At 68.5% G+C, this 22,921-nt stretch carries 16 protein-coding genes; 4 read left to right on the top strand and 12 right to left on the bottom strand.

Annotated elements, in window-relative coordinates:
- Positions 1-81: 81 nt before the first annotated feature.
- Both AAGI91_01205 and AAGI91_01200 read right to left on the bottom strand, forming a co-directional pair.
- Positions 82-1,299: a hemolysin family protein gene (locus AAGI91_01205; protein MEM1041224.1), complete on the bottom strand. Its 1,218-nt coding sequence runs from the start codon at positions 1,297-1,299 to the stop codon at positions 82-84.
- 99 nt (positions 1,300-1,398) lie between these two features.
- Entirely contained in the window at positions 1,399-4,230 is a 2,832-nt protein-coding gene (locus AAGI91_01200) for an Npt1/Npt2 family nucleotide transporter (GenBank protein MEM1041223.1), read from the bottom strand.
- 112 nt (positions 4,231-4,342) lie between these two features.
- Between AAGI91_01200 and serA the strand changes: the two genes are divergently transcribed.
- The 4 genes from serA (at position 4,343) to AAGI91_01180 (ending at position 6,983) form a co-directional block, all read left to right on the top strand.
- Positions 4,343-5,572 (top strand): phosphoglycerate dehydrogenase, encoded by a 1,230-nt coding sequence (serA, locus tag AAGI91_01195; protein ID MEM1041222.1) that lies wholly within the window; start codon positions 4,343-4,345, stop codon positions 5,570-5,572.
- 659 nt (positions 5,573-6,231) lie between these two features.
- Entirely contained in the window at positions 6,232-6,465 is a 234-nt protein-coding gene (locus AAGI91_01190) for a prevent-host-death protein (protein MEM1041221.1), read from the top strand.
- 18 nt (positions 6,466-6,483) lie between these two features.
- Entirely contained in the window at positions 6,484-6,720 is a 237-nt protein-coding gene (locus AAGI91_01185; GenBank protein MEM1041220.1) for a CopG family transcriptional regulator, read from the top strand.
- A complete protein-coding gene (locus AAGI91_01180; protein MEM1041219.1) occupies positions 6,720-6,983 on the top strand; it encodes a type II toxin-antitoxin system RelE/ParE family toxin in 264 nt (87 codons plus the stop codon). Before AAGI91_01185 ends, AAGI91_01180 begins: the two co-directional genes overlap by 1 nt.
- A gap of 9 nt (positions 6,984-6,992) precedes the next feature.
- Here AAGI91_01180 and AAGI91_01175 read toward each other — a convergent pair whose 3' ends face one another.
- The 10 genes from AAGI91_01175 to AAGI91_01130 form a co-directional block, all read right to left on the bottom strand.
- Entirely contained in the window at positions 6,993-8,357 is a 1,365-nt protein-coding gene (locus AAGI91_01175) for an Npt1/Npt2 family nucleotide transporter (GenBank protein MEM1041218.1), read from the bottom strand.
- Between the two features lie 145 nt (positions 8,358-8,502).
- Positions 8,503-10,233, bottom strand: coding sequence for a hypothetical protein (locus tag AAGI91_01170; protein MEM1041217.1), 1,731 nt, complete (start codon positions 10,231-10,233; stop codon positions 8,503-8,505).
- Positions 10,233-11,567 carry a BamA/TamA family outer membrane protein gene (locus AAGI91_01165; protein MEM1041216.1) on the bottom strand — a complete coding sequence of 445 codons (1,335 nt, stop codon included), beginning with the start codon at positions 11,565-11,567 and terminating at the stop codon, positions 10,233-10,235. The genes AAGI91_01170 and AAGI91_01165 overlap by 1 nt, the downstream gene beginning before the upstream one ends.
- 139 nt (positions 11,568-11,706) lie before the next feature.
- Positions 11,707-12,537 (bottom strand): archaetidylserine decarboxylase, encoded by an 831-nt coding sequence (gene asd, locus AAGI91_01160; protein ID MEM1041215.1) that lies wholly within the window; start codon positions 12,535-12,537, stop codon positions 11,707-11,709.
- A 60-nt stretch (positions 12,538-12,597) separates the two neighbouring features.
- A complete protein-coding gene (locus AAGI91_01155; protein ID MEM1041214.1) occupies positions 12,598-13,722 on the bottom strand; it encodes an adenylate/guanylate cyclase domain-containing protein in 1,125 nt (374 codons plus the stop codon).
- Between the two features lie 20 nt (positions 13,723-13,742).
- On the bottom strand, positions 13,743-17,660 hold the full coding sequence (locus AAGI91_01150) for an efflux RND transporter permease subunit (GenBank protein MEM1041213.1): 3,918 nt from the start codon (positions 17,658-17,660) through the stop codon (positions 13,743-13,745).
- 103 nt (positions 17,661-17,763) lie between these two features.
- Positions 17,764-18,957 (bottom strand): efflux RND transporter periplasmic adaptor subunit, encoded by a 1,194-nt coding sequence (locus tag AAGI91_01145; protein ID MEM1041212.1) that lies wholly within the window; start codon positions 18,955-18,957, stop codon positions 17,764-17,766.
- 76 nt (positions 18,958-19,033) lie between these two features.
- Positions 19,034-20,677: a TolC family protein gene (locus AAGI91_01140; GenBank protein MEM1041211.1), complete on the bottom strand. Its 1,644-nt coding sequence runs from the start codon at positions 20,675-20,677 to the stop codon at positions 19,034-19,036.
- Between the two features lie 48 nt (positions 20,678-20,725).
- Entirely contained in the window at positions 20,726-21,397 is a 672-nt protein-coding gene (locus tag AAGI91_01135) for a helix-turn-helix domain-containing protein (protein ID MEM1041210.1), read from the bottom strand.
- Positions 21,398-21,600: 203 nt separating this feature from the next.
- Positions 21,601-22,695, bottom strand: a complete 1,095-nt coding sequence (locus AAGI91_01130; GenBank protein MEM1041209.1) for a sugar phosphate nucleotidyltransferase — start codon at positions 22,693-22,695, stop codon at positions 21,601-21,603.
- Positions 22,696-22,921 lie beyond the last annotated feature (226 nt).

The raw sequence follows: 22,921 nt of genomic DNA, 5'->3' as shown, positions 1-22,921 counted from the left end.
CGCCGCTGGTCGCGCAGCGATGAACCGGTGCCGGGCAAGGGAAATCCAGCCAGCCTGTCCCGACTGACCTGCTGACGCGACCTACGCTCTGCCGTCCGTTTTCGGCGTGCCGGAGACCCCCGTCGTGGCAGGCGGTGCGCCGCCGGTGAGGCCGAGCTTGATGCCGGCGTCGCGCTCCTTCATCGTCTCGGCAACCTCGGCCCCGGGGAGGTCGTCGAGCAGGCCGAGGGTGCGGGCGCGCTCGGTCCAGCGCTCGCGGGCGAGAACCTGCATGTCGTGCTCCGTGTCCACCTCGTCCACGATCTCGAGCCCCAAGAGCGTTTCGATCACGTCCTCCATCGTGGCGAGCCCCTGCGTCCCGCCGTACTCCCCGACGACGAGGGCGATGTGCTCGCGGCGCTCCAGCAGGCGCTCGAACAGGCGGGGGAGCGGGACGCCGTCGGGGACGGCTAGGATGTCGCGCTGGATCGCCCCGGCGGGCGTCGCCGGGCGATCCTCAGCGATCTCCTTCAGCACGTCGGCCCGGCGGACGAAGCCGGTGATGTGGTCGAGGTTGTCGGTGTAGACCGGGAGGCGCGAGAAGCGCATGTCGTGCTCGGGGATGGCGCTGACCGGTGTGTCCTCCTGCACGGCGACCACTACGGTGCGCGGCGTCATCACGTCGCGGGCCGACAGTTCGTTGAAGCGGAGGAGGCTCTGGAGGATGCCGGCCTCCTGCTCCTCGAAGATGCCCTCCTCCGCCCCGATCGTGGCGAGGGCGGCGAGTTCGGCGCGGCTCACAGGGGCCTCCTTCTCGCCGCGTGCGATCAGCTTGGTCAGCACCTGCGAGAGCCAGACGAGCGGGTAGAGCGCGACGATCATCAGCCTGAGCAGGCGCGCCACCGGCCCGGCCAGCCCGCGCCAGTAGACCGCGCCGAGCGTCTTCGGGATGATCTCCGAGAGCACAAGGATGCCGAGGGTGAGGACGGCCGAGAAGACGCCGACATAGGCGCTCCCGAAGTAGGCCGCCGCCTCGGCCCCGGCCCCGGCCGCGCCGATTGTGTGGGCGACGGTGTTGAGCGTGAGGATGGCTGCGAGCGGCCGGTCGACGTCGTCTTTGAGCGCCTTGAGCCGCGCCGCCGTCTGCGGCTTCTCCGCTTCCAGCGCCCCGACGTAGGCTGGCGTCACGCTCAGCAGCACCGCCTCCATGATCGAGCACAGAAACGACACCCCGATGGCGAGGGTGATGTAGACGACGAGGAGCGTCAGCGAGCCAGACCCCGCGCCGAGCGGCACGTCGATGGCGAGGCAGAGGGGCATGGTTCAGGAGCGGAAGCGGGGAAGAGCAGAAGCGGGGAGGAAGGGCTTAGCGGTGCAGGCTGAAATCTTCCGCTCTTCCCTTCCTCCGTTCTTTCGGTCCTAACCCTGCCCGGCGTTCCCTGTTTCCGACTCCACCGCCGCGCCGTCGCCGGAAGCCGAGGGCCGAAACGGAGCCGGGGCCTCGCCGTGCATCTCGGGCGGGTCGTCGGACGGGTCCGGGGTGCAGGCGGCGTGGGCGATCTCGGCGAGGTCGTCGGGGAGCGCGTCCGGGTGCGCCTGGCGTGCTGCGTCGAGGGCGCAGGCGAGGGGGCGCGGGTGGCGGACCATCAGCAGGTCGCGCAGCGCGCTCTGCCAGGTCGGGAACGGCTGCTCGGCCATCTCCTCGGCCACGCGCACGTCGCCCTGGTCCGGGGCCTCGTCGAGGAGCGGGACGAGGAAGCGCTTGAGGTCCCAGTCGAGCACGCTGTCGAGGAACTCGGCGGCGGAGGCGCGCAGCTCCTCGTCCTCGGTCAGGCCGAGGTAGGCGGCGTGCATGTCGGTCGAGGGGTAGCGGAGCCCGAGCATGCGGGCGACGCGCTCCAGGCTCTGCTCGCGCTCGTGGCGCAGCGCCTCGCGCACGAGCCGCGCCCCGGGCGACTGGACGTAGTCGTCCTCCGCCTGACCGTGACGGAAGAGTGCGGCCTGCACCGTCGCCAGCGCCCGGATCTCGCCGAGGGCGGCCACGTCGATGGCGGCCTCGTTGAAGCGGAGGCCGGGATTGCTCGCCCGGATCTTGTTGAGGGCCTTGACCACGTCGTAGAGCAGCGGCGCGCGCAGCCGCTCCAGGCTCAGCAGCATCAGGTCGACCGCCGACTGCGTCGGAAGCTCCGACAGGATGCGGGGGATGTTGCGGCGGACCGGCTCGGCCACGTCGTCGTCGGTGAGGTAGTCGTAGAGCGTGCCGAAGATGCGCTCGCCGAAGGCGACGAGGGCCTCGCGGGCAGCCTTCTCGTAGGCTCGCACGCCGAGGAGCCGGAGCAGCTTGCCGACGAAGATCCGGTGCCCGGTCTTGCCCGCCGCCTGGATCGCCGCCCGGACGACCTGCGGCTGCGAGCGGTCGAGGAGGTCGCGGATCACGTCGTGGAACGCCGGCCGGTCGAGCGCGCCCATCGCCTTGATGGCCTCGATGCTCGTCTCGACGCGCGCCGCGCCGGTGTGGTCGAGCAGGCCACGCACCATCTCGTCGGTGATGAGCGCCTGTTCCTTCTCCGTGCCCGACTCGGCGATGACGCCAATCGCGGCAGCACGGATGCGCACGTCGGGATGCTCCAGGCCGCGCTGGAGCAGGAGGTGGTGCGTGCTCCCGAGAGTCTGGTAGAGGAAGCGCGCCGCCTCGAGCCGGACCTCGGCGTCGCGGTCGGTGAGGTAGGTCGCGATGACGTCGGCGAAGCCGTCCTCGCCCTGCTTGGCCAGGAGCGCGATCACGCGCCGCCGCACGCGCGCCGAGCGGTGGTCGAGGAGCGCGCAGGCCCGCTCCACCGGAAGCTCCGCGTCGATGGCGTCGAGCGTTTCGAGGGTGTCGAGCACCTCCTCGGTGTTGTCCGATGACAGCGACCCGATGAGCGTCGGCACGTCCTCGGTCGGTGCCGGCACCAGCTCGGGCGGCGGCTCGCTCTCGCGCGGGAGGGTTTCGCGGAAGGCCTGGACGTAGGACCGCCGCGCCCACACGGCGAGTCCAATCCACACGCCGAGGAGGGCCAACACCACCAGGCTGAGACCCTGGATAGAGACGCCGACGGCGAGCGCCGCCAGCAGCAGCAGCCCGGCTAGCCCCTGCATCCCCTGGTCCACGAACACGTCGATGAACACCTTCGTCTGCTTCTTCACGGCGAGCGGGACCGGCAGGAAGAGCAGCTCGCGCCCGGTCCGGTCGATGGAGTGCTTAAGGCTCTGCTCGGCCCCGCGCAGCACCACCCCGGCGATGAGCCCGGGCACGACGAACATCGCCACCGACCCGGCGGCGAGGGCGACGGGGAGAACGAGGAGCGCGCCGCCGACGCCCTGAACGCGGATGATGCGCGGCGCGACGAAGAACTGGAGCGCGAGCGCGATGATGCTCACGCGGGCGTAGAAGCGCCCGAGGAACGAGGTCAGGTCGCTCCGGATCGGGAAGGCCTCCGACGAGACCGTCTTGAACTGGAAGTCCACGAGCGCCGTCGTCAGGACGGCCAGTGCGATGACGGCGGTAATAAGCTGGAGGTGGCGCGACTCCCGGAGGAGGCCGAGCACGGGGCCGCTCCGGGCCGGGCCGTCGTTGCGGCGCAGTCCCTCCGGCCGGCCGGCCCGCCCGTCAGTGGCGCGCCAGCGGATCAGGTTGATGAGGACCGCGGTCACGGTCAGCACGCCGACCGCTACCCACAGCAGGTCGCGCGTCCGCATCTCGACCTCTTCGACGAGGTAGCCCGTCAACTCGCCGCCGAGGATCGCCCCGAGGATCGCCCCGAACGATAGGAGCGCGAAGATCCGCTTGGCCTGCGCCGGGTCGAAGACGGCGCCGGCCAGGAGCCAGTACTGCGAGGTGGCGAGGACGCTGTAGATCGAGACCCAGACGTAGAGCAGGACATAAGCCCACGTTGCCTCCAATGCCACCGCCGCCCGCATCGCGACGAGCGACAGGATGAGGACAATCGTCGTCGCGTTGACGAGGCGGGAGAGCTTGACCCGCCGCCCGATCCGCCCGTAGAGCACCGTCACCGGCACGACGGCCGCCGCCGTCGCCAGGAAGACCAGCGGGAGGTTCGCCGCCCCCACCTCGATCAGGAAGAGGCTGTCGCGCGCCGGCTTGAGCAGGTAGAGCGTGACGAGGAGCGCGACGTTGTACGCGAACATCATCCCCACGAGCGCTCGCTCGCCGACGCGCAGGTCGAGGATCGTACCGGTCGGAAGGGCCATGCAGCAGGGCGTGAACTCGGCGCAAGATACGGGAGAGCTGGTCGGGCTCCCGGTGGAACGGAGGCCCGGGCCGGTATCTTGCGCGCTCTCTACCGCGCCCGCCGACTGCTCGATGTCCGACGTCTCCTTCTCCCGCGACCGCCTCCGCGTCCTCCTCCTCGAAGGTATCCATCCCGGCGCGGCCGAGGTCTTCCGCGAGGCGGGCTACACGAATGTCGAGCGTGTCCAGGGGACCGTCCCCGGCAGCGACCTCCCGGACCGGCTCCGCGAGGTCCACTTCCTCGGCATCCGCTCGCGGACGCAGCTCACCGAGGCCGTCTTCGAGGCCGCCCCGAAGCTCGTCGCCGTCGGCGCGTTTTGCATCGGGACCAACCAGATCGACCTCGACGCTGCCGCCGGGCGCGGCATCCCCGTCTTCAACGCGCCGTTCTCGAACACCCGCTCCGTCGCCGAGTTGGTGCTGGCCGAGGCCATCCTGCTCCTGCGGGGCGTCCCGGAGAAGAACGCGAAGGCGCACCGGGGCGTCTGGGCCAAGAGCGCGGCGGCGTCGCACGAGATCCGGGGCAAGACGCTCGGCGTCGTCGGCTACGGCAACATCGGCGCGCAGCTCTCCGTCCTCGCCGAAGCGCTCGGGATGCGCGTCGTCTTCCACGACACGGCCGCCAAGCTCCCGCTCGGCAATGCCATCCCGAGCCCGAGCCTGGAGGCCCTCCTCGCCGAGGCTGACATCGTCACGCTCCACGTCCCCGAGACGCCCGAGACGAAGTGGATGATCGGGGCGACGGAACTCGCGCAGATGAAGCCCGGCGCGGTCCTCCTCAACGCCTCGCGCGGGACGGTCGTCGAGATCGACGCCCTCGCGGGCGCCCTCGAGAGCGGCCACCTCGGCGGGGCAGCGCTCGACGTGTACCCCAAAGAGCCACGTTCCAACGACGAGCCGTTCGAGTCGCCCCTCGCGCGGTTCGACAACGTGATCCTGACCCCGCACATCGGCGGCTCGACGGTCGAGGCGCAGGCCAACATCGGGGCTGAGGTGGCCGAGAAGCTCGTCCGCTACAGCGACAACGGCAGCACGATATCGGCCGTGAATTTCCCCGAGGTCGCGCTCCCCCCGCACCCCGGCGAGCACCGGCTCCTCCACGTCCACGAGAACCGCCCCGGCGTCCTGAGCGCGATCAACCGCGTGTTCTCCGAGCAGGGCGTAAACATCTCGGCCCAGTTCCTCCAGACGAAAGACGCCATCGGCTACGTCGTCCTCGACGTGGACACCGAATCGTCTGAGGCCGCCCTCGCCGCGCTCCAGGCCATCCCCGGCACCATCCGCACGCGGCGGCTATTTTAGCATTCCGTCACAACAGCACAAATGGGAGTCCGTGCCGGATACCTTGCTGTTTCTTCTGAGCAGCTAGAGCGCATGAAGGATCAAAGCGGCTCTTCCGAGGAATTGTGGGAGCGGGTAGAGGGCCCGTGGGAGCAAGCGGCAGACGCCGACATGTGGGGGTTTCCTAAAGCTTGGGATGCGCTATGGTGGTTGCTTGACCCTGCGCGACGGCGTGGCAACGAAGAGCCAAGCAACGCATTCGGCCGAGCTGTCGTTGGAGCTAGACCGCTGAACCCCGCTTTCACTCGCGCACATGAAGACCCCCAGGGCCTTGACGTGCCGGGCTGTATTACAGAAGTGACCCGTTACCTCGATGCATCAGAGGTAGTGGAGGCAGCACGAGCACTTGCTTCGCTTGCACCAGAAGATTTGCTGGGCCTTTATGACCCAGATGCGATGAAAGCGGCGTCGGGTTACTGGGTCGGTACGTTATCGCTGTCTGTAGCGATGGAATACGTTGAAGCGCTTACAGCGTTCTACATGCGGGCGTCGAAGCGGAGATGGGCGGTGATTATATGCATTGACTGACCTCTCTGGCGTCACTGCCGCACGAACGACAAGGATTCGTGTTTGTACACCGCCTAGACCATTGTACACCGCCTAGACCAACCGAGAACGCTATGCGGGCCGTCAAGCCAGAAGAGGCTCAGCAGCGGCTTCCTGAACTGATCGAGGAAGCCGCCTTGGGAGAAGAAGTTGTCATTGCCCGAGGGGATGGCGAGGCCTTCCGGCTCACTCCGGTGCTAGACTCCGAGCCGCGCCCGGTCTTCGGGAGCGCACGGGGGCTGGCCGAGATGGCCGGCGACTTCGACGCGCCGAAACCCGTAAGCGCTAGCGACGTTTTAGCGTTGTGACGCCCTTTCAGCGAAGCCATGTCTGCAACCAACGCCAAACGAGCCACAGTTTACTTTGACTCGGCGCTCCACAAAGCGCTCCGCCTCAAAGCAGCGGCGAGCGACCGGTCCGTCTCGGACGTGGTCAACGAAGCGGTCCGGGTGCTCCTGGCCGAAGACGCAGATGATTTCGCGGCCATCGAGTCCCGTGCGAACGAGCCCACCGTCTCGTTCGAGGCGTTCGTTCGAGAACTGCGCGACGAAGGCGCGATCTGATGCCGGGGCACTATCGGATCGAGGTCAAGCGGAGCGCGGCGAAAGAGATTCGATCAATCAGCCGGAAGAAGGATAGGCAGCGGGTGGTGGCGCGGATCAGAGCGCTCGCCGATGACCCACGACCGCCTAGCTGCACAAAGCTTTCGGGGCAGGAGGCATACCGCGTGCGGCAGGGACCGTACCGGATTGTCTACACGGTCGCCGATGATGTGCTCGTCGTTGAGGTAGTGAAGGTAGGCAACCGGCGGGACGTGTACCGATAGGTTGGCGCGTCATCCTGCAGTAGTTTCTTCACGCGACTCCATTTCGGCGAACTGCCGACCGGCGTAGCGCGCGGCGACGGCCCACACGGCAACGAGGGCTAGGGTGAGCAGGCTCAGCCAGCGGATCGTCGAGAAGTCAGCGAAGAGGAGCGTCACGAGGAGGCTCACGCCGACGGCGACGGACTTGGCAAAGCGCTGGACGAACATGTCGATGAACGCTTTGGCCTTATACTTCTCGTCGCGCGTCGTCGGTGTGTAGAGCGCCTCGCGGGCACTCTGGTTGATCGAGTAGGCAAACGCGCTGTCGGCGGTGTTGAGGAGCGAGCCGACCCACAGCACGGGTACGGCGAGGAAGGCGACCGAGCCGAGGACCATCACAAACGGGGTGATGAGGAGCGCCGTCGTCAGGCCGAAGCGGCGCATCACGACCGTCGTCAGGAAGATCTGCACGACGAGCGCGACCACGTTCGAGATCGCAAAGACCGTCGCGAACTGCTGACCGATGGCCGGGCCGTCGAGGTAGTGGGCAATCGTGGACGAGAACTGGAAGTCGAGGACCGTCGAGACGATCTCGTAGATGCCGACAATCGCGACAATCGAGAGGAGGTACTTCGAGCGGAAGACGAGCCGCGCCCCTTCGAGCGCCGCGTTGGATTTCTTCGTCGCCCCCTCGCCGCGGCCCGGGTCGATGCCCTCGGGCGTGACTTCCGGCGGCGGGTTCTGCCGGACGATCCGCCCGGCAACGTAGGCCAGCCCGATGATCGCGACGGCCATGCCGAAGCAGATCCACAGCCACGCCGAGACCGGGATGTCGTCGATGTAGACCGCGAGGAAGGTCGTCCCGAACGCCCCGCCGGCGACGCCGCCGAGGACGACGAGGCCGTAGAGCCGCTTCGCCGCGCGCGGCGTCACGCTGTCGTTGAGGAAGGCGAAGAACGTCGCCACCATCAGCGTCGTCCACAGGTCGCCGAAGAGGTAGAAGCTCCAGACCGTCGCGTCGCCGGGGTCGTTGATGATGAGGGAGTAGGCCGCGAACGCCGCGAGGAAGAACCCCGCGAAGGCATAGGTCAGTTGCTCCCGCCGCATCCGCCGTGCGAGGATCGTGAACACGACGACGGCGACGGCTGCGACGACCATGTTGAGCACCTTCGCCAACAGCTCCGCCTGCGAGGCGAGGAGCTCGACTTGGAACAGTCCCGACACGGCGAGGGCGAACCCGTCCTGGTCGTAGAACTCGATGAAGAGCGCCTTCTTGATCGGCTTGAGGATCCAGAAGGAGGTGATGACGAGGAAGAAGTATCCGAACATCGAGAGCGCCAGCGGCCACTCGTCGCGGCGGAGGTCGAGGAACTCGTCTTTGAGCCGTTGCAGCATAGGGCAGCGTCCGGTGTCTAACGTGCGGGGTAGCGTAGCTCCCGGCAGCTTAGCGTATCGTCATCCTGGCCCTCGAGCCGGGATCCACAGGTCTTGCTAACCCAGTGGATCCCCGCCTGCGCGGGGATGGCTTGTGGTAGGGTGGCTATTCTCGCTCGATGCCGACGACGCGCATGCGGCCGTCGGTGGGGAAGTGGAGGTAGACGTTCACGGCGTCGCTCGGCTCCTGGCCGTCGCGGAGGGTGACGAGTTCGACGCGGAGCACGCGGGCGTCTTCGCCGGTGGACTCGGCGGCGGAGGCAGGAAGCGCGGGGACCGGGACGCTTGGCGCATCGGCGGTGCCGTCGGTGAGTTGGGTGCCGCCGTGGTAGACGGCGTAGGCGTAGCGGCTCGCAGCGCTCGGCTCCAGCCCGTACGTCACGGCGAGGTCGTCGAACTCCAGCACGAACGGCTCGCTGCCACCGGCAAAGTCGAGCCGGGCGAGCACGAAGCGGTCGAGCGGGTTGACCTGGCCGAACCAGTAGCGGCCAATCGCTTCGCGGCGGGCGAGGAGGGTCTGCACGAGGTACTCCTCAGCCTCTGGATTGGTAAGCTGGCCCTCGTCCACGATCGCGCGGACCTCGGCTTCGGTGAAAGCCATGACGCGCTTCGCGCCCCAGAAGCCGTCGCGGTCGGTGCGGTACTCGTAGGCCGGGTTCGGGTGGACCATCACCCAGTCCTCCGGCTCGAAATACTCCGCCGTGAAGTAGCCAACCGACGGGTACTTGATCTCCAGCGGCTGGAACTCCCACGGCTTTGGGTCGAGGCCGAGGGTGACGGTCTGGTAGGCCATCGTGCGCGGGTCGAAGAGGTACTCCTGCCCGTGCTGCACGACGTGGGTGCCCGAGCCGTTCGCGCCGAGCGTGGACCCCATGTCGAGGACGTAGTGCTTGATGTAGCGCGCCGTGTCGGGGCTGCCATCGGCACCGGCGCGCACGTCCGTCGTGTAGACCGAGAGCGTGTTGGCGTTGCGGCGGTCGGCGTCGTTGATCCAGCTTCCGAGCACCGACAGGCCGCGCAGCTCGCGGCGGTGCTCGTGGCGGACGCGGTCGTTGGGGTCGTCGCGCTTGGTGCCCCGGAAGGTCCAGATGCCGATGGGGCGGCCGTCGACGTACTTGCTCGCCATCGCCCGGATGCGCCCGTCGGCGCGGCGCGGCTGCGGGTCGAGGATCGCGGCGAGGTCGGCGTCGGTCATCCGGCGCTCGCGGCCCTCGACTTCGACCTCGGCCTCGGGGCCAAGCGACAGGATCGCCGGGTCGAAGTAGGTGACGGTGTTCTGGGGGACGAAGTAGCCCGCCGCGTGGTAGATCTTGGTTGCGATGACCTCGGCCGAGGAGGTCAGTTCGGGGAAGTTCGGGCCGTCGAACTTGATGACGTAGCGGTCGCCGCGCGCGTCCTCGATCGTAAAGCCCTTCGTCTTGCCCTCGCTCTTGCCCGCGATCACGGTCCACGCCGAGAGGTCCGGCCCGTCGGTGACGTTCGGGCCGCGCCGGAGCTCGGCCTCGGACATCGGGAAGTAGAAGTGCCGCTGCGTGAACCACGACGAGTTCGGCACCTCGTCGAGCGTGTTGACGTTCTGCGCCTCCTTCGGCCCGACGAGGCCCAGCCCTTGCCCGATTTTCCGACCGAGCCAGTTGAGGTCGAGCGGCTTCTGGATTTGGTAGAAGAACGTCCGGTCGATGGGGTCCCAGTACTGGTTCTCGCGCGCCTCCGCCGGGCGCGAGATGTCGCGGTTGTCCGGGTCGAACGTCTTGACCGGCCCCGTCGTGTAGGGCTTCGTGCCGGCGCACCCGGCGAGTCCGAGGACGAGGAGGAGAAGGAGCGTGCGGTGCGTCATCAGAACGAGGTTCCCACTTGGGCGATCAGGCGCGGCGGGCCTTCGGGGCTGAAGGCGAGTTCGACGCGGGCGGCGACGCCTCCGGCCCCGAAGACGCGGAAGCCGCCGCCGAAGTCGAAGTGGAATTCCTCAAGGCCGATCTCCTCAAAGTCGTCGAAGACCTGCCCGGCGTCGGTGAAGAGGACGGCGTCGAAGGTGTTGAAGATGGGCCAGCGGTACTCGGCGGTGACGAGCAGACTGCCCTGGTCGCGGAAGCGGTCGAAGCGGAAGCCGCGCAGGTCGTCCGGCCCGCCGAGTGTGGCGAGTTCGTAGAACGGCACCGTGTCGCCGCCCGGTGCGTTGACGCGGACGAGGCGGGCGCGGAGCGCGAGCCGCCGCTCGGGGGCGAGGAAGGGAACCGGGACGAACTGCCTCACCTCGGCCGAGGTGCGGAGGTAGCCGAGCGGGCCGCCGGCGGGGGCCGCCGAGACGTCGGTGCCGTAGCGGACCCCGAGGATCAGTTCGGTCCCGCCGACCGTGCGCGGGGCGTAGAGCCCCCCGGCCCGGCTGAAGTCGAGCACGAACGTCGCCCCAGCCGAGAGGAAGTCCGCCCCGCCGAACCCGGCGACGCTGTCGGCGGGGAAGGGCGTGCCGCCTTCCTCGTCGAAGCTCGTCACCTCGTAGTGCTTGAACTCGCCGTCGGCCCCGAGGCGGACGTGCGCGCCGACGGGTAGCTCGAACCCCATCCCGGCCAGGCCCTGCTCGAAGGCGTAGTCGATCAGTTCGTCGTCGTCGCTGTCGTTGCCGAGGGCGAAGAAGCGCTCCTCGGCATCGCGCTCGTAGCCTCCGCTGACGAGCAGGCGAAGCGGGCTGCCGAAGAGGCCCCCGTCGTTGAACCGGCCGGAGGCAGCGTATGAGCCGTCGGCCGCGTAGAAACCGCCGATCCGCCCGCTGCGCTGCCCGCCGAGTAGCCCCTCGGTGGCGAAGACCGTCAGCCCGCCCGCGAGACCCTCGCGCCCGCCCACGCTCAGCGTCGGGAGCGCGTAGACGGGCGGCCGGTTCTGGAGCAGCCGCTCGGCGCGCTCGATATTGCCGCTGTACTCGGCGTAGAGCACGAGCGAGCGGAAGAGGTAGGCCACGCCACCCCAGACCGTAGCCGGAAGCGCGAGGACGTGCGCACCGAGGTTCGTCTCGGTCTCGTACGGAACCCGGTCCGGGTCGGACGCCTGGTTCGCTTCGTCGTCCGAAGCCGGGTCCAGCGTCGCCGCGACGGAGTCGGCGGGGGCGGGATACTGAGCGCGGGCGGGCGAGGCGGTAAGCATCGCCGCGAGCACGCACAGAAGAGCGAAACGCATGGACAAGGCGGTGGCGGATTGAGCGGCTGCAACGCGGCGGCCTAGTGCGAGTTCGGCCACGTGGGTAGGTCCTGGGGGATGGTACGCTACAGCAGGGTTAGGTGCGCTGGTGTGATCGAAACGTTATCGCCCAGGAGAATCAGGCGGCGACCTCCGAGCCGACGGCCTCGCCCATCCGCACGACGAAGCCTGGGGCCAGCGCCTCGTCGAGCCGGACGCGGCCTTGCTCGAAGGCGAGGACGACGCTGCTGCCGAGGAGAAACCGTCCAATCTCGGCCCCCTTCTCGAACGCGAGGTCGTGCTCGGTTACCTGCTTCGTCTGGTACGGCGAGCGTGGGCCGGGCCACACCGTCTCGATGCTCGCCACGATCATCGCTCCCACCATCACCACGAGCATCCGGCCGGCGTCGGTCTCGAACTCCATCACCAAGCGCTCGTTGACGGCGAACAGGCCCTCGACCCCGGCCTCGGTCGTGGCGTTGACCGAGAACAGTCGGCCGGGGACGGCGACCGTCCGCACGAGCCGCCCGGCGAGCGGGAGGTGGACCCGGTGGTAGTCCTTCGGCGAGAGGTAGACCGTCACGAAGGCCCCGCCCTCGAAGCCGGGACCGGCGCACACGTCGGCGAGCGCGCCGAACGGGTAGCGGATGCCTTTGGCCTGGATCAGCTCGCCCTGCTCGATGATTCCCGTCTGGCTCACCGCCCCGTCGGCCGGGCTGACGACCGAGTCCGATGCCGGGTCGATGGGGCGGGCGCTGGAGACGAGAGCGCGGGTAAAGAAATCGTTGAACGAGCGGTAGCTGGCGAGGTCGGGACGCTCAGCCTCGGTCATATCGATACCGTAGACGCTGGCGAAGAGGCGGATCAGTGGCTCCCGAATCCACGGCACCTCGGACGACGCGAGGAGGCCCACGGCGCGGGACAGCCCGTGCTGCGGGAGGAGGTGCTGAAGGCGGACGAAGGCGCTCATGAGAAGCCAGAGAAAAGAGGTGAGAGACAGAATGCAGCGCGCGGGCCTGCGTCGAGCGAATTACCCCGAAGGCACGGCGGCAGTCCGTTCGTGCTCCGACGCCTGCTCCGGTCTCGGTCCACTGATGCTGTAGAGTTGGAGGGCTTCAGCCTTTCCGCGAAGCAGGACGGTGCCGACCTCCTCGGCCGTCAGCCCGTCGGGCAGCGGGCAGCGCTCCAGGAGCGTGTCGGAGATGAGCAAGCGGTACCCGAGCGGCCGGCACTGGCCCTCGATCCGCGCCGCTGTGTTGACGACATCGCCCGAGTAGGCGAGGTCGCTCTTGAGGTCCCCGATGAACGCGGTCACGACTTCGCCGCCGTGGCAGCCCGCCTTGAACGCAGGCACGCAGCCATAGGTCGCCTGGTAGTACGCGGCGCGGCGCTGGACCCGGTCTTCGAGAAGAAAGAAGCACCGAAGGAACGCGCCGCCGCGGAGGCCCTGCGCCATCGGCCATGTGATCACCACCTCGTCGCCGACGTACTGGTAGATCTGGCCGCGGGTCGTCAGCACTGGCTGGGCGACGTCGGCGAAGAAGTCGTTCTTGAAGTCCGTGAACCGGAACGGGCCGAGGCGCTCGGCAATCGCCGTCGAGTCGGTCAGGTCGAGGAACATGAAGAGGCGCTCTTCCGGGGTCGGGCGGAGGTAGCGGCCCACGAGCAGCGCCCACAGCGTGCCCCCGCCGAGCACGCGGCGGAGTTGCAGCGCGAGGTTGATCACGAACGAGCCGAGCACGAGCAGCACGAGCACGGACCAGAACCGCCGGATGGTCTGCTCCACACCAACGTCCTCGATGAGCGTGCTCAAGGGCAGTCCCGTCAGCGCGGGAAGCACTCGCACGATCATCACGGCGAGGGCCGCGGCTACGACGAGGGCGTAGAGCGCCGTGCGCAGGGCAAGCGTGAGGCCAAGCGGCAGGCGCCGCCCGGCCCGCGCCAGCACGCCCGTCTCCAGCCATGCGCCCCCCGCTGCGACCAGACCGCCCACGAGAATGGGAAGTACGACACTGTGCCACCACGGAGCCTCCGGAGGCTGCGCATCCACCAACTCGGCAGCCACAAAGGCTGTGACGGCCCAGCTCACCCACAGTGGGAGAAAGAGGCGGAACCAGCGCCGGAGTCGTGCTTCCAGGAGCGAGAGCCGGGTCACGACGAGAATAGGTTAGTGGGTTAGCTCCGCGTCGTGGGCTTCTCGGTCATCGGGCCGCCGTCGCCGCGTCCGGCGACCGGGACGGCGGCCGGCGTGAGCGTCCCCGCCGGCGCGAGCGCGTCGTCCGAGGTGTCTGGCGTGGCCTGCTCCGCCCGGGACGACGACAGCCGGGTCGCCAGCGAGTCGAACGTCGAATACATCACCGGGACGATGACGAGCGTGAGGAAGGTCGCAAACGTCAGGCCCGAGATGATCGCCGTCCCCATCGGTCCCCAGAACTGCGTGTTCTCCGAGCCGAGGGCAAAGGCCGGGTCGAGGTCCGTGAGGAGGCCGACGAAGTCGATGTTCAGCCCGAACGTGAGGGGGACGAGGCCGATCACCGTCGTGAGCGCGGTCAGAATCACCGGCCGGAGGCGCGTCGCCCCGCCCTCGATCACGGCCTCCTGCTTCTCCAGCCCCCGGCTGCGGAGTTGCTCGATGTAGTCGATGAGCACGATCGCGTTGTTGACCACGATCCCGGCGAGCGAGATCAGCCCGATGAACGTCATCAGCCCGAAGGGCGTCCGCGTGAGGATCAGCCCAAGCATCACGCCAATGAGGGACAGCCCGGTTGCGATCATGATGATGAGCGTGTTGCCGACCGAGTTGAACTGCAAGAGCAGGATGATCGTGATGAGCGCAAGCGCGATCAGGAGGGCCGTCGTGAGGAAGCCGAAGCTCTCGGCTTGGTCTTCGCTCTCGCCGGTGTAGCGGATCGTGATGCCGGGCGGGACCTCGTTCTCGACGTAGTCGGCGAGGTAGCCCTGGACGGTCCCGAGCAGCGCGTTGCCGTTGACCCCCTCGGCGGCCCCGCCGGAGACGCTCACGACGCGCTCCTGGTCGAGCCGCGTGATGTTGCCCAGCCCGGTGCCGATCGAGATGTCGGCAACCGAGACGAGCGGGATCTGCTGGCCCTCGTAGAGGATCGTCAGGCTGCGGAGGGCTTCGAGGCTCTCGCGGTCCTGCTTGCGGAGGCGGACGACGATGTCGTACTCGTCCTCGCCCGTGCGGAAGGTGCTCGTCTCGAAGCCGTTGATCGCAGCCTGGATGGTCTGCGAGATCTGGCGCGTCGAAAGCCCGAACTGCGCCGCGCGCTCGCGGTCGACGTCGACCTGGAACTGGGGGCGGCCCGTGTCGAGGTCGTCCGAGATGTCGACGAGGCCGGCGAGGACCGGCTCGCCCGTCTCGGGGTCGAGCTCCGTCGCGCCGCGGACGAGGCGCTGCTTGAGCTCTTGCGAGACGCTGACGATCTGGTCGAAGTCCTCGCCCGCGACCTCGATGTTGACCGGGCGCCCGGTCGGCGGGCCGTTCTGGTCCTTGACGATCTCAATCGAGGTGCCGGGGATGCCCTGGAGCTGCTCGCGGATCTTGCGGATGGTCAGCGTGCTCGGCTCGGCGCGGTCGGAGAAGTCCTTCATCGTGAGCGTGACCGTGCTGTACTCGGGGCTGGCCGAGCCGCCGCCGAAGAGCACGTCGCCGCCGACGCCGACGCGCGTGAGGACGGTCTTGACGTTCTCCTCGCTGGCGTCGTTCTCGGCGAGCACCTGCTCGATCCGGTTGTAGGCCTCGTTGGCAATCGCGTTCGACGCCTCGATGTTGGTTCCGAGCGGGGCCTCGACGTTGACCTCGATGAAGTTGGGGTCGTTGGGCGGGAAGAACTCGACGCCCGTCGGGGCGAGGGCAAAGAGGCCGAAGATGGCGACGAGCGCGGCGAGCGTCGCCGTCAAGAGCCGCGCCCGGTTGTCGGTGAGGACGAGCCGCGTCCGGTCTCCGAGAACCGCCGCGCCGATCAGCCCGAAGACGACGATGACCGCCGGGAGCGCCATCAGCTCCAGGATGATGATCGGCTCCTCGATCCGCCCTCCGAACCACAGGAGCAGGCAGAGGGTGCCTACGACCGCGCCGAAGATGGCCCCGCCCTTGACCGACCCCATCCGCCCGAGCATGATCGTTTCGAGCGCGTGGAAGAGGATCCCGAGCGCGCCGACAGCGAGGAGGAGGCCGCCGGGGACGAGGAGGAGGAGGGAGGCCGGCTGGCTCACGCCGCCCAGCATCGCCCCGCCGATGAGGAGGAGCGCGCCGAGCGTGAAGCTGCTGAGCGCGAACGTGTTGCGGAGCATCGCCCGGTCCTCGCTGTAGTCGCGCTCCAGCATCCACGTCAGGAAGGCGCGGTAGCGCGCGGTCTGGCGCGGGACGGTCTCCTCCTGAAACCGCTTGGAGAACGGGCCCAGGACGCGCGTCTGGAGGAAATACAGCAGCGGGACCGCCACGGCGAGGACGACGAACGTCTTCCAGTTGGCGAGCGCGAGGACAATCCCGAGAAAGACGATCGCGGCGGTTGCCCCGAGGCGGAAGCGGCGACTCCGCTTCGGGGCCTCCTCGCCGTCGAGCCGCATGAAGTACCCCGTCACGACCGGGTTGATCACGAGCGCGACGAACAGGCTCGACGAGAGCACGACGATGAGCGTGAGCGGCATGTAGCTCATGAACTTGCCGATGATGCCCGGCCAGAGCAGCATCGGCGCGAACGCCGCGACCGTCGTCGCGGTCGAAGCCGCGACGGCGAGGCCGACCTCGCCCGTCCCGAGGCGCGCCGCCTCCCAGCGCCCGTAGCCCATCTCGCGGTAGCGGTAGATGTTCTCGATGATCACGACCGCGTTGTCGACCATCATCCCGAGCGCGATAATCAGGCTGAACAGGATGATGAAGTTCAGCGTCTGCCCCATCACCGCGAAGATCACGAACGAGAGGAACATCGAGAGCGGGATCGCGAGCCCGACGAGCGTCGCGTTGCGCACCCCGAGGAAGAAGAGCAGCACGAGGACGACGAAGATCAGCCCCGAGATGATGTTGTTCTCGAGGTCGCTCACGAGCGTCTCGACGTTCTCCGACGAATCCCCCGTGAACGTCACTTCGGTCCCGCCCGGAAGCGGGTACTCGGCGACGGTCTCGCGGACGCGGTCGACGACCTCGATGATGTTGGTGCCGGGGCGCTTCTTGACGCTCAGCGAGACCACGTTCAGGTTGACCGGGTCGGGGTTGACGACGTACTCGCCGTCCTCGACCTCGGTGCGGAGGACCTGGAGGCGGGCGTAGGTGCTGCGCTCGCGGAAGCCGAGCCGCGCCTCGGCCACGTCGCGGACGTAGATCGGCCGCCCGCCCGGCGCGTCGATCACGAGGTCGTTGATCTGCTCCGGCGTGTCGAGGTCGCCGTTGACGCGGACGAGGTAGTTCTGCCGGTCCACGTCGACCGAGCCGCCGGGGATGTTGATGTTCTCCCGCTGGACGGTCTCGATGACGTCGCCGAAGGTGAGGTTGTAGCCCTGGAGCGCCGCGAGGTCCACGTCCACCTGCACCTCGCGCGTCAGCCCGCCGATGAGGTCGACTTCGAGGATGCCGGGGACGCTCTCGATCTCGTCCTGGAGGTCTTCGGACACGTCGCGGAGCTGGGCCAGCGAGTAGTTCGCCGCGAGGTTGACCGTGATCACCGGAAACTCGCTCGTGTCGATCTCCGAGACGATGGGCTCCTCGACCTCGACCGGCCAGTCGACTTTGGCGCGGTCCACGGCCTCGCGCACGTCGATGATGGCGTTGTCCACGTCCACGTCCGGCGTGAACTCGATGATGACCGTCGAGACGCTCTCGGACGAGATGCTCCGCAGGTCGTCGATGCCGTCGACCGAGACGACCTCGCGCTCGATCTCCTGCGTGAGGATGGACTCGATGTCGTCCGGGCTGGCCCCGGGGTAGACCGTCGTCACGACGACCGTGGCGAACTCGATCTCGGGCTCGGCCTCTTTGGGGATCGAGACGTAGGCGATCAGGCCGCCCACGACGAGGACCACCGTCAGCACGACGACGGCGATGCGGTTCCCGATGGCGAGGTTGGTGATTTTCATGACGCCGAGGATTTAGGCGTGGTAGTAGGCGGACGGTGGAGACGGGCAGACGCTAGGGGCGGGTCCGAAACCCGCCCTTACGGCAAACCCGCCCATGCGGCGGTCATTCTAGCGAGGCGGCGAGGCCGGCCGTGGCGACCTCGGTGATGCGGAGGCGGTCGCCGGTGGCGATCTGGGTCTGCCCAGCCACGACGATGCGGTCGCCCGAGGCGATCCCGCTCGCGATGACAACGCGCCCGCCCGAGGCCGCGCCGGTCTCGACGACCCGGTTTTCGGCGACGTAGCCGTCGGCTTCAGGCACGGCGACGAACACGCTCGCCCCGCGCTCGTCGCGGACAATGGCCGTCAGCGGCACGGCGAGGACATCCTCCAGGACCGACCGCGTGACGTACAGCCGGGCGATCATCGCTGGCTTGAGCGTCCGGTCCCGGTTGTCAATCGCGACCTCGATGGGGAAGGTCCGGTTCTGCGCGTTGATGGCGCTGCCGACGAACGTAACCTCGCCCGCTGTCTCGCCGAGGCCGTAGGCCGTCGGTACGATGCGGACCGGCGTCCCCTGCCGGATGTCGTTGGCGTAGCGCTCCGGCACCCCGGCTGCGATCTCGACCGTGCTTGTCGAGACGAGCCGGGCCACGGGCGTCCCCGGCGCGACCTGCTCGCCGCGCTCGACGAAGTGCTGCTCGACGGTCCCGGTGAACGGGGCCGAGACGCGGGTGTTGGCGAGCTGCTCGCGCGCCTGGGCGAGCGCCGCCCGCGCCTGCGCCACACCTGCCCGCGCCGCCGCCTGCTGCGTGCGGACGCCCTCGAACTCGGCTGCTGAGATGATGGAGTCGGCCAGGAGCGGCTCCTGGCGGCGGTACTGGTCCTCGGCGAGCGCCGCCTGTGCCTCGGCCGCCTCGAGCGCGGCTTCGGCCTGCGCCACGACCGCCCGGTTCAGCGTCGCGTTGACCTGGGCGACAGCCCCACCGCGCCCGACGCGCGTCCCGAGCGGGGCGAGCGCGACGAGCGTCCCACCGGCCTCGGCCGAGAGCGTCGCGTCGTCCGGGGCCTCGACGGTGCCCGTCAGTTCGATCACGTCGCGGAAGGTGCCCGCCTCGATCTGGACGACCTCGACGGGCGTCGCCGGAGCGACCATCTCGGCGGCTTCGCCCTCGGCCTCTGGCGCGCCGGCCTCCGGGTCCTCGGCGTCGCCACCGCAGGCGGCGAGGAGGAAGAGCATCGGGATCAGCAGCGCGAGGGCGGCGAGGCGGTAGCCGCAAGAAAGGCGAGCAAGGGTGCTGGACAGAGAGTAGGTCATGGGTTCAGGAGCGGCGGTGATGCGAACGCAGGAGCGGGTCTCAGACCCGCCCGTACACGGTTTGGGGGCGTCCCGGTCATTCGATGGAGGTCAGGGTGAATTCGCTCGTGCCGATGGGTTCGGGGAGGACGACGCCAACGGCGCGCTGGAGCGCGCTGCGGGCGACGAGGTAGTCGAAGGCGGCCTGGAGGTAGCCGAGCTGGGCCTGGTCGAGCTGGGTCGAGGCGAGGCGGACATCAATCTGCGTGGCGAGGCCGGTCCCGAGACGCTCGGCGGCGAAGTCGTAGGCCACCTGCGCCGTCTCGACGGTCTGCTGCTGCCCGGCGATCCGCTGGCGCGACGAGGCGAGGTTACGGAGCGCCTGCTCCACTTCGAGCACCGCGCCCTGCACGCCCTGTTCGAGCGCGATCTCGGCCTTCTGCACCTCGATCGTGCGCTGCTGCACGCGGCGGCTCGTCTGGAAGCCGTTGAATAGGTTCCACGAAAGCTGCACCCCGACCGAAACGTTCGGGTCCCAGTAGCTCTCGTCGAAGAACCCGCGCGAGGCGCTCGTGACGGCGAAGGGGTCGTTCGGGTCGTTGCCCTGGAGAACCGAGGTGCGGTCGTCGGGGACGTTGCCGATGTAGCTCAGGTTGGCGAACGCGCTCAGGCTCGGGAAGTACTCGGACTGCGTGATGCCTCGGTTGACCTTCTGCAGTTCAATCGCCAGGCGGGCCTGCTCGAGGTCGGGGCGCCGCTCGAGGGCCGTCGCCACGGCGTCGTCCAGCGAGACGGTGTCGAAGAACGTGTCGCGCGGCAGGTCGAGGTCGCCGGCGAGCGCGACCTCCTGGTTCACCGGCAGGCCGAGCGCGAAGAGCAGGTTGTTCCGGGCGAGGGCCGCGCCGTTCTGGGCCTCGATGAGCGCTGTCTGCTGGTTCGAGACCTCGACCTCGGCCGTGAGCCGCTCGAACTTCGGGAGCACGCCCTGCGCCACGCGGCGGGCCGTCTCGCCGAGCGTTGCCTGCGTCCGCGCTACGCTCGCCCGGACGACCCCGACCTGCTCCTGCGCCAGAAGCGCCCCGTAGTAGAGCTGCCGCGTCTGGTCGATAGCGGTTTGCTGCTGCTGGGTGAGGGCGGCCTGGTTGATGTCTTTCAGGCTCTGCGCCCCCCGGATGGCCGCGAACGCGCTCCCGTTGTAGAGCGTCTGCGAGATCGAGAGCGTGTTCTGGAACTGGTTGGCGACGCCGAACGGGTTGTCGTTCTCGTTTTGAACGATCCCGGCATCGGCAAAGCCCTGGTTCTGGCGGTCTCGGAACTCGCCGAAGGTGATCGGCTCGGTCGCCGGGTCGCCGTCGGTGCGCGCCCCTTCGTTGAACGCCAGCCAACTGATCGCGCCGAAGCTGTCGAAGAACCCGCCCGCGTCGGACCCCGCGAAGGGGTTGGCCTGGACGAGGTTGCGCGTGTACGAGCTCGACACGTCGGCGCTGGGCAGGACCTGCCCCCACGCCTCGCGGACCTGCGCCTGCGCCGTGGCGACATCGAGCGCGGCCGTGCGGACAGCGTAGTTCCGCTCGAGCGCGACCTGGATCGCCTCTTCGAGCGAGAGCGAAAGCACGCCTGCGGCGGAGCCTTCGGTCCCGTTGTCGGTAGGCGCGGGCGCGGCACCGGTGCGGGCGGAGACGGGCGTCTGCGCCTGCGCCGAGAGGGCCACGAGGAGGAGGGGCAGGAGGAGGAAGCGCATGGTGCTGGGCGTTGGATGCGTCAGCATAAGAAGCTGGGGTGACAGCGTTTAGTCGCGGGGCAGTAGGCCGTCGAAAAGAACTGACGTGATGAAGTCCGCCGTCTCGGTCGGGGAGCCGAGCGGGCGCGCCTCGAACGTCCCCGACGGGTCGCACTCGGCGTCGACCTCGGCCATGATGACGCCGCGCACGTTGCTCATGATGAGGTGGGCAATGGGGTGGGCCGGGAGCGCGCGGAGCGCACCGTGCGCCATCGCGGCCTCGACGGGGCGCTGCACGGCCTCCATGATGCCCAGCCAGTGCAGGGCGGCCGCCTCGTTCCGGTCCGCCGAGACGACCATCCGGTGGCCCTCCTTCATGAAGATCATCATCGACTCGCGGTTGACCTCGAAGTGCGTCAGCAGCCCTTCGATCAGGCCGTGGAAGGCGTTCCGGGCAGCCTGCGGCGTGTCCAGCGGCTCGGCGTCGGGAAACGACGCGTCGATCACGCGGCGGATCCCGTCGACGACGACCTCTTCGAAAAGCGTGAAGAAGAGTTCTTCCTTGCCGTCGGGGAAGTAGTTGTAGAGGGTCCCTTTCCCGAACTCGGCACGCTCGGCGATCTCGTCGAGCGTGGCCTGCTCGTAGCCATGCTCGGCGAAGACGGCGCGGGCGGCGGCGAGGATGTCGGTGCGGCGAGCGAGGCGCTCGCGGTCCCGGCGGGAGAGGGCAGCAGCTTCCATCGAGTGGCGTAGAATGTGAACGTCAGGTCACTAGGTGACCGCCTGGTCACTTGCCGACTGCTACGTCACTGTCTCTGGATGGTTGCACCCGGATGTGCGTCTTTTTGTGACGAAACGGTTAAGGCCCTCGCATGGGTGCCGTAACGCAAAGCGCCCAGCCTCGTCCAGGAAGCCGGGCGCCGAAACCGGGGAGCCGTGCCGGGTCAGACGTACTCTTCCAGGCCGTGCGAGCCGAGGTAGTCCACGATGTTCTTCACCTGCTGCGTCGCGTCCATCTTGCACACCAGCAGGGCGTCGCCCGCGTCGACGACCGCGAGGTCCTGCACACCGACGAGGACGATCAGCTTGCCCTTGGCGCGCACGTAGGACCGGCTCGTGTTGTGGACGATCACGTCGCCCTCGACCGCGTTGCCGGCCTGGTCCTTCTCGCGGACATCGTAGACGGCGCGCCAGTCCCCCACGTCGCTCCAGCCGAACGAGCCGGGGACGACCCAGGTGTTCATGCCCGGCGCGGCGGGCTCCATCACGCCGTAGTCGATCGAGATCTTCGGTGTTGTGCGGAAGGCTTCGTCGACGGCGGCCTGGACGGCAGCCGCATCGCCTGAGCGGACGGCTTCTTCGACCGGGACGAAGGCGGCGTGGACCTCGGGGAGGTGCTCCGCTAGCTGGTCGAGGATCGAGTCGGCGCGCCAGACGAAGATGCCGCTGTTCCAGAGGAAGTCGCCGGAGTCGAGGAAGCGCTCGGCGGTGGCGAGGTCGGGCTTCTCGGCGCAGGTGCGGACGACGTAGGCCTCGGGCTTGTCGGCCTTGCCCTCGGAGGCGTCGTACTGGAGGTAGCCGTAGCCGGTCTCGGGGTAAGTGGGCTCGATGCCGACCGTGATGAGCGCGCCGGGGTCGGCCGCTTTGGCGATGCTCGCCTCCAGGACTTCGTGGAAGGCGGGTACGTTGTGGATCGCGTGGTCCGCCGAGAGGATGATCATTACCGCGTCCGGATCCTGGGCGCGGAGCGTGGCGGCGGCGAAGGCGATGGCCGGGGCCGTGTTGCGAGCCATCGGCTCGGCGAGGATGTTCGCCGGGGGGACGGCCGGGAGGTGCCGCTGGGTCTCCTCCACCGAGCGCTGGTTGGTGACGACGTAGACCTGCTCCGGCGGGACGAGCGGCTGGAGGCGGGCGAAGGTGTTCTGGATCAGCGAGGCCTCGTTGAAGACGTCGAGGAACTGCTTCGGCGTGCGCTGCCGGCTGCGCGGCCACAGCCTGCTGCCGACGCCGCCGGCCATGATTACTGCGTAGATCGCCATGCCTCGTGGGGGGAGAATTAAGACGGGTAAGGAGAGGGCCGACAAGATAAGGGACACCGCGCGTCGGAACGCGACAGCGGTGTTACGCCTGCGCTTCCCGCTGCCATTCTCCGCCTGATCTTCCTTTGGCACTCACTCTGGCGACGGGTAGTTTGGGGACGTGCTTGACTACCCTCATCACTCTACTACGAGAGGCACGAGGTCGCCTGCGTGCGCGCAGGCCCTC

Source organism: Bacteroidota bacterium, assembly GCA_038746285.1.
Taxonomy (GTDB): Bacteria; Bacteroidota; Rhodothermia; order Rhodothermales; family JANQRZ01; genus JANQRZ01.
The sequence above is the reverse complement of the archived record's forward strand: the minus strand, read 5'-3'. Positions and strand labels throughout refer to the sequence as shown.

What these genes read in the sequence shown, in the direction of transcription:
- AAGI91_01205 (MEM1041224.1), bottom strand. Translation starts at nt 1,299, where the DNA reads ATGCCCCTCTGCCTCGCCATCGACGTGCCGCTCGGCGCGGGGTCTGGC.
- AAGI91_01200 (MEM1041223.1), bottom strand. Translation starts at nt 4,230, where the DNA reads ATGGCCCTTCCGACCGGTACGATCCTCGACCTGCGCGTCGGCGAGCGA.
- serA (MEM1041222.1), top strand. Translation starts at nt 4,343, where the DNA reads ATGTCCGACGTCTCCTTCTCCCGCGACCGCCTCCGCGTCCTCCTCCTC.
- AAGI91_01190 (MEM1041221.1), top strand. Translation starts at nt 6,232, where the DNA reads ATGCGGGCCGTCAAGCCAGAAGAGGCTCAGCAGCGGCTTCCTGAACTG.
- AAGI91_01185 (MEM1041220.1), top strand. Translation starts at nt 6,484, where the DNA reads ATGTCTGCAACCAACGCCAAACGAGCCACAGTTTACTTTGACTCGGCG.
- AAGI91_01180 (MEM1041219.1), top strand. Translation starts at nt 6,720, where the DNA reads ATGCCGGGGCACTATCGGATCGAGGTCAAGCGGAGCGCGGCGAAAGAG.
- AAGI91_01175 (MEM1041218.1), bottom strand. Translation starts at nt 8,357, where the DNA reads ATGCTGCAACGGCTCAAAGACGAGTTCCTCGACCTCCGCCGCGACGAG.
- AAGI91_01170 (MEM1041217.1), bottom strand. Translation starts at nt 10,233, where the DNA reads ATGACGCACCGCACGCTCCTTCTCCTCCTCGTCCTCGGACTCGCCGGG.
- AAGI91_01165 (MEM1041216.1), bottom strand. Translation starts at nt 11,567, where the DNA reads ATGCGTTTCGCTCTTCTGTGCGTGCTCGCGGCGATGCTTACCGCCTCG.
- asd (MEM1041215.1), bottom strand. Translation starts at nt 12,537, where the DNA reads ATGAGCGCCTTCGTCCGCCTTCAGCACCTCCTCCCGCAGCACGGGCTG.
- AAGI91_01150 (MEM1041213.1), bottom strand. Translation starts at nt 17,660, where the DNA reads ATGAAAATCACCAACCTCGCCATCGGGAACCGCATCGCCGTCGTCGTG.
- AAGI91_01145 (MEM1041212.1), bottom strand. Translation starts at nt 18,957, where the DNA reads ATGACCTACTCTCTGTCCAGCACCCTTGCTCGCCTTTCTTGCGGCTAC.
- AAGI91_01140 (MEM1041211.1), bottom strand. Translation starts at nt 20,677, where the DNA reads ATGCGCTTCCTCCTCCTGCCCCTCCTCCTCGTGGCCCTCTCGGCGCAG.
- AAGI91_01135 (MEM1041210.1), bottom strand. Translation starts at nt 21,397, where the DNA reads ATGGAAGCTGCTGCCCTCTCCCGCCGGGACCGCGAGCGCCTCGCTCGC.
- AAGI91_01130 (MEM1041209.1), bottom strand. Translation starts at nt 22,695, where the DNA reads ATGGCGATCTACGCAGTAATCATGGCCGGCGGCGTCGGCAGCAGGCTG.